Here is an 11,978-nt window from a genome sequence, read left to right as displayed (position 1 = left end):
CTAATCGGACTTTTTCTTGGTCGAAGAAGATTTTCCTCCACCCGATGCCGCGCCCATGGCGCCGGTCAGAAAAGAGGAAAACATCTTCAGGCCGGCCTCGCCCATCGGGGCGATGATCTTGGTGAAATTCTGCAATTGTTCGACCGAATTGGCGCCCTGCAGAAATTTCGACATTTCCTGGACATAGCTTTCGTTCAGTTTCGCAACGTCGGGCAAACCGATCAGGCGGCGCGCCTCTTCCGGCGTGCAGTCCAGTTCAACGGTGACTTTCATTTTGACTTCCTCTGTTTGACCGTCGAAGCGAGTTCCCCCCTCACTCAACAGGTTGATGTTCCACCTTGTCTGAAGCTGATATGGGGATAATGTAGCCAAAGAATCAAGAGATGATGCAAAGGAGCTGTAACGATGGGCGCGTTGGAACAAATCAAGACACTGAGCGGAGACGCTGAATTTCCCTGCTATATCGCCCGGCCACAGGGCGAGATCAGCGCTGCAATCATCGTCATCCAGGAAATATTCGGGGTCAACAAGGGCATCAGGGCGAAATGCGATGACTGGGCCAGCAAAGGCTATCTCGCCATTGCCCCCGATCTGTTCTGGCGGATTAACGAAGGCACGGATCTTGATGCCGACGTGGAAGCGGAATTCCAGCAGGCGCTCGACCTGATGGGCAAATTTGATCAGGATCAGGGAATTCGCGACATCGAAGCGGTAATCCATTTCGCCCAGAACAGCATCGGCAGCCACAAGGTCGGCTGTGTCGGCTATTGCCTCGGTGGCCGCCTCGCCTTCATGACCGCCTGCCGGACCGATATCAGGGCCTCTGTCGGCTATTATGGTGTGGGTATCGACGGTCTGCTCGGCGAAAAGCACGCGATTGCCCATGAAGTCATGCTGCATATTCCCACCGCCGACGGCTTTGTCCCCGCCGATGCGCAGGCAGCGATGCACACCGGGCTGGATGATCATCCGAAAGTGACGCTGCACGATTATGAAGGCCTTGATCACGGTTTTGCCGCCCAGTTCGGCGCACGCCGCAATGAAGAAGCCGCGACATTGGCCGACAGCCGGACCGAAGCCTTTTTCAAGGAGCATCTGGCATGAGCGCGCGCGCCAATCTGAAAGTCTGGCACGACCATTTCGAGGATAAAGGCGGTTCCGGTCTGGCCGACCAGATCGCCGACGATGCCGTGTTCCATTCGCCCGTCGTGCACACGCCGCAATCCGGCAAGCCGATGGTCGTCGCCTATCTCAGCGCCGCCGATGTGGTGCTGGCCAATGACAGCTTCCGCTATGTCCGGGAAATTGTCGATGAATCGCAGAATATGGCGATGCTGGAGTTCGAACTTGAGCTAGACGGGATCCAGGTCAACGGCGTCGACATCATCAGCTGGAATGACGACGGTAAGATTCAGGATTTCAAGGTAATGGTCCGGCCGCTGAAGGCGATCAACAAGGTCTGGGAAGAAATGGGCAAGATGCTGGAAAAGATGAAGGGTTAGGCTTCTGCAGTCCTCGCCAGAAAATATTCACTGCAGCCTTGCGGATTCACCGGAACACCGAGAACAGAAAGCGGGATGAGGGCAAGGCTTGGTATCCAGAATTCCGGATCATAGAGAATTCTGGGAATAGCTAGCAAACCGACGATACCGATCCACAGTAGCAGGAATTTCACCACCGCACGTCGCAAACCATAGCTGAACCTGAACTCGCCAAATCCGGGTGTATCGAGAATGACTGCACTCGCCTGAGCATGTTGAAACGCTGGCACCGTCAATCGGAACCCACCCAGCGCGAGCGGACAAATCGACACCGATGCATGATGATATCCGCCGATGTGAACCAATATCCCGGCTGCATCCAGCAGCGATGCAACAACCATGGTTTCGCTACGGGAGTTGATAATGGCAATCGGGATCATCTGGTCTGACACCAATCGATCCTACAAAAATTTTTCGCCCCGCTCAACAATCACCCGAACAGCGTCAGCACCCCGATCGTCTGCTCGTCACCGACCAAGCCTGAATAGATCATCTTGCCGGCGACATAGACGATGACCGCCAGACCCAGATAAGCGATCCATTTGTAGCGCTCGATATATTTGGCGATGACATTGGCTGCGAGGCCCATCAGCGCGACCGACAGGATCAAACCAACGACCAATATACCGGGATGCTCCCGCGCGGCGCCAGCGACGCCCAGCACATTGTCCAGGCTCATCGATACGTCGGCGGCCATCACAGCCCAGGCGGCAGCCCAGAAAGTTTTTCCTGATTTGACACCGCTATGCTCGTCGCCTTCGATTTCCGGCGAGCCTTCCGACTCTCCTTCGTGGAAAATTTCCCGGTAGAAGTTCCAGGCAACCCAGAGCAGCAACAGTCCACCCGCCAGCACCAAACCGACAATCTGAAGCAATTGCACCACGATCAATGCGAACAAGATGCGCAATATCAACGCCGCGCCAATACCGATCAAAATGACCTTCCGGCGCTGTTCCGCCGGTAATCCGCCGGCCAGGGCGCCCACGACAATCGCATTATCCGCTGCAAAGACAAGATCAATCAGGATCACCTGCCCGAACGCCGCCATGGCTTCGGGCGTGCCGATCTTGGAGAAATCGGTGAGAATCGCCTGCCAGATATCAGCGGGCGAACCGAGCCCGGAGGCGGCGGCGGAAAAGATGGAGATCAGATCAATCATGGAAAATACCGGGTCCGTAATAAGTTATCTCGGGCATAGGGTCGTAAAAAGCGTGAAGCAAGGCGCGCCAGCGCTGGTAATCTTCGGAACCGCGAAATCCGTCGCGATGCGATTCTATCCGGTCCCATGTCACCAACAACAAATATCGATCCGGGTTCCCTTGTTCCGGTCGAACCTCGACCGAATGGCACCCCGCCTGGCGCGCGATGATCGGTCTCGCTTCCGCCATAGCCGCTTCGAAAGCATCCGACTGCCCGGGCCGAACCTGCAACAGGGCATGTTCCAGAATCACCAGGAGAACCGTTTGCTGCTACTGGTTCATGCTGTCGAAGAAATCATCGTTGGACTTGCTGTCCTTCATCTTGTCGAGCAGGAATTCCATCGCGTCGATCGTACCCATCTGCATGAGAATACGGCGCAGGACCCACATTTTCTTGAGTTTCTCGTCCTCAACCAGCAGCTCTTCCTTGCGGGTACCGGACTTGCCGACATCGAGCGCCGGGAAGATACGCTTGTCCGCAACCTTGCGGTCCAGCACGATTTCCGAGTTGCCGGTACCCTTGAATTCCTCGAAGATCACTTCGTCCATCCGGCTGCCGGTATCGATCAATGCGGTCGCGATGATCGACAGCGAGCCGCCTTCCTCGATATTCCGCGCAGCACCAAAAAAGCGTTTCGGACGCTGCAGGGCGTTGGCGTCGACACCACCGGTCAGCACCTTGCCGGAGCTGGGAACGACGGTGTTATAGGCACGGCCGAGACGGGTGATGGAGTCGAGCAGGATGACAACATCATGCTTGTGCTCGACCAGGCGCTTGGCCTTTTCGATCACCATTTCGGCGACCTGGACGTGGCGGGTGGCCGGCTCGTCAAAGGTCGAGCTGATGACTTCGCCCTTCACCGAACGCTGCATATCGGTCACTTCTTCCGGCCGTTCGTCGATCAGCAACACCAAGAGATAAATCTCCGGATGGTTGTCGGTGATCGCCTTGGCGATATTCTGCAGCAGCACGGTTTTACCGGTCCGCGGCGGCGCCACGATCAGGGCGCGCTGGCCCTTGCCCTGCGGCGAGATGATATCGATCACCCGCGCGGACTTGTCTTTTTCGGTCGGGTCGAGACTGTCGAGCTTGAGCTTCTCGTCCGGATAGAGCGGCGTCAGATTGTCAAAATTGACGCGGTGACGAACGGCGTCGGGATCGTCGAAATTGATCGAGATCAGCTTGGTCAGCGCGAAATAGCGTTCTCCGTCACGCGGGGCGCGGATTTCGCCTTCGACGGTGTCACCGGTGCGCAGGCCGAATTTGCGAACCTGATTGGGCGACACGTAAATATCATCGGGACCGGCCAGATAATTGGCATCGGGCGAGCGCAGGAAACCAAATCCGTCGGTCAGCACTTCGATCGTGCCGACGCCCATGATCTGTTCGTCATTGTCCGCCAGTTCCTTGAGGATCGCGAACATCAGATCCTGTTTGCGCAGGGTGGAGGCACCCTCGACGCCCAGCTCTTCAGCCATCGAGACCAGGTCCGCAGGCGATTTTTCTTTTAATTCTTTTAAATGCATGGAGTTTTATCCAGATATGTCAGGAGGTAATTTTTCAATTCCGCATGTGCGCAGCATGTTGCTGTCTTCGATTCACATGAAAATTCGCCCGGACGGGCTTTGGCGTCTAAATACGCCTTTGTCATTTGGGTGTCAACCAGAGCCGGTCAGAATGGCTTGACGATTACCAATATGACGATGATCGCGGCCGTAATTCCCGGCACTTCGTTGACCAGCCGCAAGGCCTTGTCGGTCATCGTCCGCTCGCCACGGGCCAGTTTTTTGACATAGCCCATCATCCAGCCGTGATAGCCGGTCAGCGCCAGCACCACGAGCAATTTGGCGTGAAACCAGCCCTGGCTGAAAGCGCCGATATTATAAGCGAGCGCCAATCCGACGATCCAGACAATGATCAAGGAAGGATTGAGAATGATCTTCCGGAGCTTGCCCTCGCGCTCGATCCATTTGCGGTCCTCGTCGGAACCAACGGCGGATTCCTGATGATAGACGAAGAAACGCGGCATCATGAACAGCCCCGCCATCCAGAAAATCACGAAGATAAGATGGGCCGATTTCAGCCAGAGATAGAGCATGGACAGAATTTCATTCATTGCCTGACAAGTGTAAGCAGCTTTTCAACATGTTCAATGGGTGTGTCCGGTAAAATCCCGTGGCCGAGATTGAAGATATGCGGGCGATCTTCAAAAACCTGCAGGATATGCCGGACCGATTTTTCCAGCGCTTCGCCGCCGGCAATCAGCGCCAGCGGGTCGAGATTGCCCTGCAACGGCAAATCGTTCGGCAGATTCTCATGCGCCCAGACGGGGTCCACGGTTTCATCGAGGCCAATCGCATCGGCGCCGGTCTCGCGGGCATAAGCGAGCAATTTGGCGCCCGCACCTTTCGGAAAACCGATGATCGGCAGATCGGGATGGACCGCTTTCAGCCGCGCGATAATTTCCGCATTGGGCGCGATCACCCATTTTTCAAATTGCGCGGGTGACAGGGATCCGGCCCAGCTGTCGAACAATTGCAAAGCATCGACGCCGGCCTCGATCTGGCCGAGCAGATAGGTGACCGTATTGTCGACAATGGCGGCGATCAGTTCGCCGAAGGCCGCCTCGTCACGATAGGCAAAGCGGCGCGTGGCTGCCTGGTCCTTGCTGCCCTGACCGTTGACCATATAGGTTGCGATCGTCCACGGGCTTCCGGCGAAGCCCATGAAGGTCGTTTTGTCATCGAGCTGCGAAGTGACAGACCGGACCGTGGCATATATGGCCTCAAAATGCTCGGGAGCGGCCTCCAGAGAGCCCAAAGCCGCGTCCAGTAACCTCGGGGCCAGCCGGGGGCCTTCCCCCGTCTCAAACCAGAGCTTCTGGCCCATGGCATGCGGTACGATCAATATGTCGGAAAACAGGATCGCGCCGTCGAAACCGAAACGCCGGATCGGCTGCAAAGTCACCTCGGCCGCAGCCTCGGCATCATAGCAAAGTTCCAGAAATCCGCCCTTTTTGGCCCGCAACTCCCGGTATTCCGGCAAATAGCGGCCTGCCTGACGCATCAGCCAGACCGGCGTTTGATCACTTTTCTTGCCGAGCAATGTCTGCAGGAGAATTTTCTGTGATTCATTTCCATTCGGCATAGCGAGACGGTTATCCATTATATTATCTTATATATTATATTAGATTGTTGTTGATGATAGAGCGTGGAAAAGGCGGTAACCCGCGAGCGCCGCAATTACAAACAGATTGACAGGCGCTGGTTGATGAAAATTTGACCGATTCCGAAATCTCATCCCCGTTATCCACAGACTGTTGATGGAATCGATCAATGTTGATCCGCTGTGGATGAAATTGCGGACGTCGGGGAAGAATATTGCCCGACCACTTATCCACATTTTCATCCCTTGCTTTATCCCCCGTGAAATCACAAAGCTTAGGCCATGAATCGTCTCCACCTCCATCTGCTGTCGGATTCCACCGGCGAGACCCTGGAAAATATCGCCAAAGCGGCGCTGGCCCAGTTCGACGGTGTCGAGATTATAAAACATTTCTGGCCTATGGTCCGCTCCGAGAAGCATCTCAACCGGATATTGGTCGAAGTGGCGGACAATCCGGGGCTGGTGATATTCACGATCGTCAACCGCGACATCAGGGCAAAGCTGGAGCGCGAATGCCGGCATCTGGGCCTGCCCTCGGTTCCGGCGCTCGATACGGTGACCGATGCGCTGTCCAATATGCTGGGTCAGGAAGCAAAGGCCCGGCCCGGCCGCCAGCATATTCTCGATGCGGCCTATTTTGCCCGGGTGGAAGCGATCCAGTTCACCATTGCCCATGATGACGGCGTCGGCTGGGAAAATTGGGAAGAGGCCGATATCGTGCTCGCCGGCGTTTCCCGGACGTCGAAAACCCCGACCTCCATCTATCTCGCCAATCGCGGCTACAAGACCGCCAATATTCCGATCGTGCCGGAATCGCCGCCGCCCGATTCCCTGTTCCATCTGAAAAACCCGCTGGTCGTCGGCCTGATCACCGGCGCATCGCGGCTGGTGCAGGTCCGCCGCAACCGTCTGCTGTCACTGAATCAGGCGCCGGAAACCGACTATGTCAACGAAGAGAAGGTCAAGGCCGAAACCCAATATGCCCGCCGCATGTTTGCCGACAATGGCTGGCCAATGATCGATGTGACCCGTCGTTCTATCGAGGAATCGGCCGCGGCGATCATCAATCTCTACAACGAGCGTCACGTTGCCGCCGGGGAAGATCAGAAGGCCGGTCCGGATGAATGACAGGCCGCTGATACTGGCGTCCCGCAGCAAAGCGAGACAGGCCATGCTGGCCGCCGCTGGCGTCACGGTCGAAGCCATTGCGCCGAATGTCGACGAGGAATCGCTGAGGGACGGCCTCAAAAGCGAAGGCGTGACCGCGCGCAATCTTGCCGACGCGCTGGCCGAGGCGAAAGCGGTCCGGCTGTCGCAGCGGATCGGCGCGGGACTGGTGCTGGGCGGCGACCAGATGCTGGCGCTTGACGACGGCAGCATGCTCGACAAGCCGGTCGATCAGGCCGACGCGATAGCCCATCTGAAATTGCTGTCCGGCAGGAAGCACAAGCTTTTCAGCGCTGCCGTGATCGCCGAACAGGGCAAGCCGGTCTGGCGCCATGTCGATATCGCGACGCTGACCGTGCGCCCGCTGAGCGATACATTCATTGCGCAATATGTGGAATCGGAATGGGACAATATCCGCCATTGTGTCGGCTGCTATGAAATCGAGGGCCGGGGCGCGCAGCTTTTCTCCGCCATCAACGGCAGCCAGTTCACGATCATGGGCCTGCCGCTTCTGCATCTGCTGGACTATCTTCGTATCCGGGGTATCTTACCGTCATGACCACAGAAATGCCTTATGCCGAGGTGATCGGAGACCCGATCGCCCAGAGCAAGTCGCCGCTGATCCACAAATTCTGGCTCGACCGGCTGGATATCAAGGCGGATTATCGCGCCTGCCATGTCACGCCCGACGAACTGCCCGGCTATATCGAGCGGCGTCGCGCCGATCCGGCCTGGCGGGGATGCAATGTGACCTTGCCGCACAAGATCGCCATGCTCGATCTGGTCGCCGATCCGGGCGGCGTGCGGGACAAGATCGGCGCGATGAACACGATTGTCCGGCAGGATGACGGCAGCCTGATGGGAACCAATACCGACGCCGCGGGATTTTTCGCACCGATCGCCGACACTGACTGGTCGGGCAAACATGCCGTGGTCATCGGTGCCGGCGGTGCGGCTCGGGCCGTATTGTTCGCGCTGAAACAGGCCGGCATCGGCGAGATTACCATTGTCGCGCGCAACGGCCTGAAAGCCACCGGCTTGCTGATGCAGGCCTCGGCCAAGGGCGGGGTGATGCCGATGGACGCGCAATTGCCCGCAGCCGATCTGCTGATCAACGCGAGCCCGCTCGGGATGACGGGCAAGCCGCCGCTCGAGCTGGATCTCGGTCCCCTGCCGGCCGACGCGCTGGTCTATGATCTGGTCTACGCGCCGCTGAACACCGGTCTGCTGCGCGCGGCGAAAAAGCGGGACTTGGCGGTGGTCGATGGTCTCGACATGCTGATCGGCCAGGCCGCGCTCGCCTTCGAACTGTTCTTCGGCGCGACGCCGCCAATGGAAGATGATGAGGAATTGAGAAAGCGGCTGATCGCATGACCGACCGGACCCGGCCCTTCATCATCGGCCTCACCGGCTCGATCGGCATGGGCAAATCGACCGTTGCGCAGATGTTTGTCGATGAAGGTGTGCCGCTGTTCGACGCCGATGCCGCTGTCCACGAGCTCCAGGGCCGGGATGGTGCGCTGGTCGAAGAGATCGAAGCGCTGTTTCCCGGCACCACGAACAGCCAAGGCGTCGACCGGCAGAAACTGGGTGCGGCGGTGCTCGGCGATCCGGGCGCCATGCAAAAGCTCGAAAAGCTGATTCATCCAGCCGTGGGCGAGATGCGTATCGCCTTCCTCGAAGAGAATCGGCATCGGCCGATGATCCTGTTCGACATTCCGCTATTGTTCGAGAAATCGGGCGCTCAGGGTGTCGATCATATCGTCGTCGTCTCGGCCGGCGAAGACCATCAGCGGGACCGTGTTCTCGCCCGGCCCGGCATGAGCGAAGAGCGCTTTTCCCACATCAAGGCGCTGCAAATGCCGGACGCGGAAAAGCGCGAAAAGGCCGATTCCGTCATCGACACATCGCTGCCACTGGCAGAAACCCGTCAGCAGGTGCGTAAACTTGTTCAAAAACTGAAAGCTGCCCTTGCGTAACCCAAAGATCGGTCCGATATTGGCCTTATGCGAGAGATAATTTTCGACACCGAAACTACTGGCTTTGATCCTCAAAATGGTGACCGGATGGTGGAAATCGGCTGTATCGAAATGATCAACCGGGTCGAAACCGGGCAGACCTTCCACTGCTATTATAATCCCCAGCGGTCGATGCCCAAGGCGGCAGAGGAAGTCCACGGGCTTTCGGACGTGTTCCTGTCCGACAAGAAACTGTTTTCCGACGGCGCCGAGGAATTGCTGTCCTTCCTGCAAGATTCGAATCTGGTGGCCCATAATGCCCAGTTCGATTTCAAGTTTCTCAACGCCGAACTGGTCTTGTGCGGGTACAAGCCGATTTCCCAGTTCCGCATGATCGACACTTTGGCGATCGCCAAATCCAAACATCCCGGTGCGAAACTGTCGCTGGACGCCTTGTGCTCGCGCTACGGCATCGATCGCAGCCACCGCGTCAAACATGGCGCTTTGCTGGACGCCGAACTGCTGACCCAGCTTTATATCGAGCTGACCGGCGGCCGGCAGATCGGACTCGGTCTGGCCGATGATGCGAGAAAGCAGGATCCGGTTCGCGATATGCGGCCCGCGGCACGGCCGGCAGAGCGGAAACAGTTCATCGCCGCGCGCGAGCATCATGCCAGCGAGGACGAGCTGGCGCGGCACAGGATTTTTATCGAGGGCATAGAAAACCCTCTTTGGTCTGAGGTTTAGCTGCACCACTGTTTGCGTAACGGTGCAGAAGCAAAAGGAGAGTGAATATGGAAGTTCGTGTTTCAGGACATCAGGTCGATACCGGCGATGCGTTGCAAACCCATGCCGAGGATCGGATGAACGCGATTGCCAGCAAATATTTTGCCAAGGCGATTTCAGCGAACGTTACCGTGAGCAAGGCCCCCCACGCCCAGTTCAAATGCGATATCGTGACGCATGTGATGCAGGGTCTCACCCTGAAATCGGACGCGCAGGCCGGCGATGCGCATCAGGCGTTCGAACAGGCCGCCGACAAGACCGAAAAGCAGCTGCGCCGCTATATGCGCCGGCTGAACGACCATCATGTCCAGGCCCAATATGCGGCGAAGCAGGAAGAAGCAGCCTATCGCGTGTTCGAAGCCTCCGAAGAGGAAGAGGAAAGCGAAGTGAACGGCGAATCGCCCGCCATCATCGCCGAAACCAGCACCGACATCCCGGAAGCCAGCGTATCCAATGCGGTTATGATGATGGATTTGCGCAATACCAGCGCGCTTTTGTTCAAAAACTCTGGCACTGGCGCCCATAATATGGTTTATCGCCGCTCCGATGGCATGATCGGTTGGGTGGAACCAAATAGCTGACAGGCCCGTATCGCTTAAACCGAACGGATAACCGGTATTTGTAGCGGCTGGTTCAACGCGCATCAACGACCGGATTATACGGTGGTTGCCGAATTGGCTGAGTTTCGCCGGGACAAGAGGAAAGATTCATGACTGATTTGCCCGTTAGACTGGAGCTCGCCGCCGTGCGGGATTGTCAGGACATTGGCGACAAGAATGATATCTTCCGCACCATCGGCCAAATCGGGCAGGAATGCTATCGACTCGATGCCGAGGCCATCCGCACCGGTCTCGAGGCTCGCGAAGCGCTGGGATCGACCGGATTCGGACGGTCGGTCGCGATTCCGCACACCAAATTGCCCGGCCTCGATCATTGTATCGGCATTTTCCTGCGGCTCGCCGAACCGGCGCCGTTCAACGCGCATGACGGCAAGCCGGTCGATCTGATCTTCGCGCTGCTGTCGCCGGAGAAAAGCGGTGTCGAGCATCTCAAGGCGCTGGCCGCGGCCTCCCGCTTTCTGCGGGATGACCATATGGTGGCGAAACTTCGGGGTGCATCGGGTCAGGATGCGCTTTTCGCGCTGCTCAACAGACAGCGCGAGCAGCGGGCGGCCTGATCCTTGGCGATGAACGACAGATCGGCGGACGGTCCGCAGGATGCTGGAGGGGCGCAGGAGCATTTCCGGGCTCTCGAACGGCTATATGCGGAAGCGCCGATAAACCGGCTGTTCAATTCCCGTCTTGAAATCGCCGATGCCGGCATGGCGCGAATATTTTTCACGGTGGACGAGCGCTATTATCATGCCGCCGGCGCGGTGCACGGAACCGCCTATTTCAAAATGCTCGACGATGCTGCCTTTTACGCAGCCAACAGTCTGGTTTCCGACCGGTTCATCCTGACCACAGCGTTCAATCTGTTGTTCACCAAGCCGCTCAAGTCGGGACCGGTGATCGCGGAAGGCCGGTGGGTCAGCGGTAAACGGAGGGTGTTTGTCGCGGATTCGCGTCTGGTCGATGACGAAGGCGAAGAAATAGCCCGCGGCACCGGGACTTTCATGCGTTCGCACATCCCGCTGGCATCCTTGCCCGGGTACAAGAAGGATGATTGAACCGCGGCTTTCCGCGGAAATGAAGGTCCAGACGCTGCTCCGGCTGGTCGACCAGCGTGGCGGTTTCGGGGCAGTGCTGAAAAAAGGGGACCGGATTTCGGGAACCATTCTCGTCCAGTGCGTTGAAAAGGGGGAAAACCCTAGGCTTCTGGAGAATATGCCATCGCTGGATGGTACCCCCAATTGGCAGCAGATATGGCCTCAAGGTACTGATAATTCAAAAGAATTATCCGAATATCTCGCCCGCAGATTCCGTTTTGACCCCGATATGTGGTTAATTGAACTGGACATCCCGGATGGGGAACGGCTCATCGCCCTAATGGGTCAGTAAACTTGACTTTATTCACCAGAACCATATTTGGCGCTCAACTTTGATGCGCAGGTTGCCGCTCGTTTGTCGAATTGACAGGCGGTAAACACGCAGACGGGGAGAACAGAAATGGACCACGGGTTTTGGGTTTTCGGTCCATTTTCGGCATTCCGGACGGGGTT

The 11,978-nt window shown here is 57.4% G+C and carries 18 protein-coding genes; 11 read left to right on the top strand and 7 right to left on the bottom strand.

The window, feature by feature from the left end; translation table 11 throughout:
* Nucleotides 1–273: a DUF6489 family protein gene (locus tag CHN51_RS05290; protein WP_100093089.1), complete on the bottom strand. Its 273-nt coding sequence runs from the start codon at nucleotides 271–273 to the stop codon at nucleotides 1–3.
* A 132-nt stretch (nucleotides 274–405) separates the two neighbouring features.
* Here CHN51_RS05290 and CHN51_RS05285 point away from each other — a divergent pair, with 132 nt between their 5' ends.
* Entirely contained in the window at nucleotides 406–1,104 is a 699-nt protein-coding gene (locus CHN51_RS05285; protein WP_100093088.1) for a dienelactone hydrolase family protein, read from the top strand.
* Nucleotides 1,101–1,502, top strand: a complete 402-nt coding sequence (locus CHN51_RS05280; protein ID WP_100093087.1) for a nuclear transport factor 2 family protein — start codon at nucleotides 1,101–1,103, stop codon at nucleotides 1,500–1,502. The genes CHN51_RS05285 and CHN51_RS05280 overlap by 4 nt, the downstream gene beginning before the upstream one ends.
* On the opposite strand, the gene CHN51_RS05275 is transcribed toward CHN51_RS05280, so the two are convergent.
* The 6 genes from CHN51_RS05275 to hemE form a co-directional block, all read right to left on the bottom strand.
* On the bottom strand, nucleotides 1,499–1,921 hold the full coding sequence (locus CHN51_RS05275) for a hypothetical protein (RefSeq protein ID WP_100093086.1): 423 nt from the start codon (nucleotides 1,919–1,921) through the stop codon (nucleotides 1,499–1,501). The two genes, CHN51_RS05280 and CHN51_RS05275, sit on opposite strands and share 4 nt — an antisense overlap.
* 50 nt (nucleotides 1,922–1,971) lie before the next feature.
* A complete protein-coding gene (locus CHN51_RS05270; RefSeq protein ID WP_100093085.1) occupies nucleotides 1,972–2,700 on the bottom strand; it encodes a YjbE family putative metal transport protein in 729 nt (242 codons plus the stop codon).
* Nucleotides 2,693–2,992: an antibiotic biosynthesis monooxygenase family protein gene (locus CHN51_RS05265; protein WP_100093084.1), complete on the bottom strand. Its 300-nt coding sequence runs from the start codon at nucleotides 2,990–2,992 to the stop codon at nucleotides 2,693–2,695. Before CHN51_RS05265 ends, CHN51_RS05270 begins: the two co-directional genes overlap by 8 nt.
* An 18-nt stretch (nucleotides 2,993–3,010) precedes the next feature.
* Entirely contained in the window at nucleotides 3,011–4,267 is a 1,257-nt protein-coding gene (rho, locus tag CHN51_RS05260; protein WP_100093083.1) for a transcription termination factor Rho, read from the bottom strand.
* A 146-nt stretch (nucleotides 4,268–4,413) separates the two neighbouring features.
* Nucleotides 4,414–4,857 carry a CopD family protein gene (locus CHN51_RS05255; RefSeq protein WP_100093082.1) on the bottom strand — a complete coding sequence of 148 codons (444 nt, stop codon included), beginning with the start codon at nucleotides 4,855–4,857 and terminating at the stop codon, nucleotides 4,414–4,416.
* Complete coding sequence (gene hemE / locus CHN51_RS05250) at nucleotides 4,854–5,888, bottom strand: uroporphyrinogen decarboxylase (protein ID WP_206170095.1); 1,035 nt, start codon at nucleotides 5,886–5,888, stop codon at nucleotides 4,854–4,856. The genes CHN51_RS05255 and hemE overlap by 4 nt, the downstream gene beginning before the upstream one ends.
* Nucleotides 5,889–6,188: 300 nt before the next feature.
* Here hemE and CHN51_RS05245 point away from each other — a divergent pair, with 300 nt between their 5' ends.
* From CHN51_RS05245 to CHN51_RS05205, 9 genes are all read left to right on the top strand, one after another.
* Nucleotides 6,189–7,034 (top strand): pyruvate, water dikinase regulatory protein, encoded by an 846-nt coding sequence (locus CHN51_RS05245; protein WP_100093080.1) that lies wholly within the window; start codon nucleotides 6,189–6,191, stop codon nucleotides 7,032–7,034.
* The gene (locus CHN51_RS05240) at nucleotides 7,027–7,632 is read left to right on the top strand and encodes a nucleoside triphosphate pyrophosphatase (RefSeq protein ID WP_100093079.1); all 606 of its coding nucleotides are present in this window, start codon (nucleotides 7,027–7,029) and stop codon (nucleotides 7,630–7,632) included. The genes CHN51_RS05245 and CHN51_RS05240 overlap by 8 nt, the downstream gene beginning before the upstream one ends.
* Nucleotides 7,629–8,447, top strand: coding sequence for a shikimate dehydrogenase (gene aroE / locus CHN51_RS05235; RefSeq protein WP_100093078.1), 819 nt, complete (start codon nucleotides 7,629–7,631; stop codon nucleotides 8,445–8,447). The genes CHN51_RS05240 and aroE overlap by 4 nt, the downstream gene beginning before the upstream one ends.
* On the top strand, nucleotides 8,444–9,052 hold the full coding sequence (coaE, locus tag CHN51_RS05230; RefSeq protein WP_100093077.1) for a dephospho-CoA kinase: 609 nt from the start codon (nucleotides 8,444–8,446) through the stop codon (nucleotides 9,050–9,052). The genes aroE and coaE overlap by 4 nt, the downstream gene beginning before the upstream one ends.
* Nucleotides 9,053–9,079: 27 nt before the next feature.
* The gene (gene dnaQ, locus CHN51_RS05225; protein WP_100093076.1) at nucleotides 9,080–9,778 is read left to right on the top strand and encodes a DNA polymerase III subunit epsilon; all 699 of its coding nucleotides are present in this window, start codon (nucleotides 9,080–9,082) and stop codon (nucleotides 9,776–9,778) included.
* Between the two features lie 47 nt (nucleotides 9,779–9,825).
* Nucleotides 9,826–10,398 (top strand): ribosome-associated translation inhibitor RaiA, encoded by a 573-nt coding sequence (gene raiA, locus CHN51_RS05220; protein WP_100093075.1) that lies wholly within the window; start codon nucleotides 9,826–9,828, stop codon nucleotides 10,396–10,398.
* A 128-nt stretch (nucleotides 10,399–10,526) separates the two neighbouring features.
* A complete protein-coding gene (locus CHN51_RS05215; protein WP_100093074.1) occupies nucleotides 10,527–10,994 on the top strand; it encodes a PTS sugar transporter subunit IIA in 468 nt (155 codons plus the stop codon).
* A 9-nt stretch (nucleotides 10,995–11,003) separates the two neighbouring features.
* Complete coding sequence (locus CHN51_RS05210) at nucleotides 11,004–11,486, top strand: PaaI family thioesterase (RefSeq protein ID WP_100093073.1); 483 nt, start codon at nucleotides 11,004–11,006, stop codon at nucleotides 11,484–11,486.
* Nucleotides 11,479–11,817: a DUF1491 family protein gene (locus CHN51_RS05205; protein ID WP_100093072.1), complete on the top strand. Its 339-nt coding sequence runs from the start codon at nucleotides 11,479–11,481 to the stop codon at nucleotides 11,815–11,817. The genes CHN51_RS05210 and CHN51_RS05205 overlap by 8 nt, the downstream gene beginning before the upstream one ends.
* Nucleotides 11,818–11,978: the final 161 nt, after the last annotated feature.

It is taken from the genome of Sphingorhabdus sp. YGSMI21, assembly GCF_002776575.1.
Lineage (GTDB): Bacteria > Pseudomonadota > Alphaproteobacteria > Sphingomonadales > Sphingomonadaceae > Parasphingorhabdus.
Note: the sequence above shows the minus strand (reverse complement) of the source record. Positions and strands in the feature narration are given on the sequence as shown.

Bases quoted from the DNA above. Each gene is read 5' to 3' on its own strand.
- CHN51_RS05290 (WP_100093089.1), bottom strand. From the start codon at position 273: ATGAAAGTCACCGTTGAACTGGACTGCACGCCGGAAGAGGCGCGCCGC.
- CHN51_RS05285 (WP_100093088.1), top strand. From the start codon at position 406: ATGGGCGCGTTGGAACAAATCAAGACACTGAGCGGAGACGCTGAATTT.
- CHN51_RS05280 (WP_100093087.1), top strand. From the start codon at position 1,101: ATGAGCGCGCGCGCCAATCTGAAAGTCTGGCACGACCATTTCGAGGAT.
- CHN51_RS05275 (WP_100093086.1), bottom strand. From the start codon at position 1,921: ATGATCCCGATTGCCATTATCAACTCCCGTAGCGAAACCATGGTTGTT.
- CHN51_RS05270 (WP_100093085.1), bottom strand. From the start codon at position 2,700: ATGATTGATCTGATCTCCATCTTTTCCGCCGCCGCCTCCGGGCTCGGT.
- rho (WP_100093083.1), bottom strand. From the start codon at position 4,267: ATGCATTTAAAAGAATTAAAAGAAAAATCGCCTGCGGACCTGGTCTCG.
- CHN51_RS05255 (WP_100093082.1), bottom strand. From the start codon at position 4,857: ATGAATGAAATTCTGTCCATGCTCTATCTCTGGCTGAAATCGGCCCAT.
- hemE (WP_206170095.1), bottom strand. From the start codon at position 5,888: ATGCCGAATGGAAATGAATCACAGAAAATTCTCCTGCAGACATTGCTC.
- CHN51_RS05245 (WP_100093080.1), top strand. From the start codon at position 6,189: ATGAATCGTCTCCACCTCCATCTGCTGTCGGATTCCACCGGCGAGACC.
- CHN51_RS05240 (WP_100093079.1), top strand. From the start codon at position 7,027: ATGAATGACAGGCCGCTGATACTGGCGTCCCGCAGCAAAGCGAGACAG.
- aroE (WP_100093078.1), top strand. From the start codon at position 7,629: ATGACCACAGAAATGCCTTATGCCGAGGTGATCGGAGACCCGATCGCC.
- coaE (WP_100093077.1), top strand. From the start codon at position 8,444: ATGACCGACCGGACCCGGCCCTTCATCATCGGCCTCACCGGCTCGATC.
- dnaQ (WP_100093076.1), top strand. From the start codon at position 9,080: ATGCGAGAGATAATTTTCGACACCGAAACTACTGGCTTTGATCCTCAA.
- raiA (WP_100093075.1), top strand. From the start codon at position 9,826: ATGGAAGTTCGTGTTTCAGGACATCAGGTCGATACCGGCGATGCGTTG.
- CHN51_RS05215 (WP_100093074.1), top strand. From the start codon at position 10,527: ATGACTGATTTGCCCGTTAGACTGGAGCTCGCCGCCGTGCGGGATTGT.
- CHN51_RS05210 (WP_100093073.1), top strand. From the start codon at position 11,004: ATGAACGACAGATCGGCGGACGGTCCGCAGGATGCTGGAGGGGCGCAG.
- CHN51_RS05205 (WP_100093072.1), top strand. From the start codon at position 11,479: ATGATTGAACCGCGGCTTTCCGCGGAAATGAAGGTCCAGACGCTGCTC.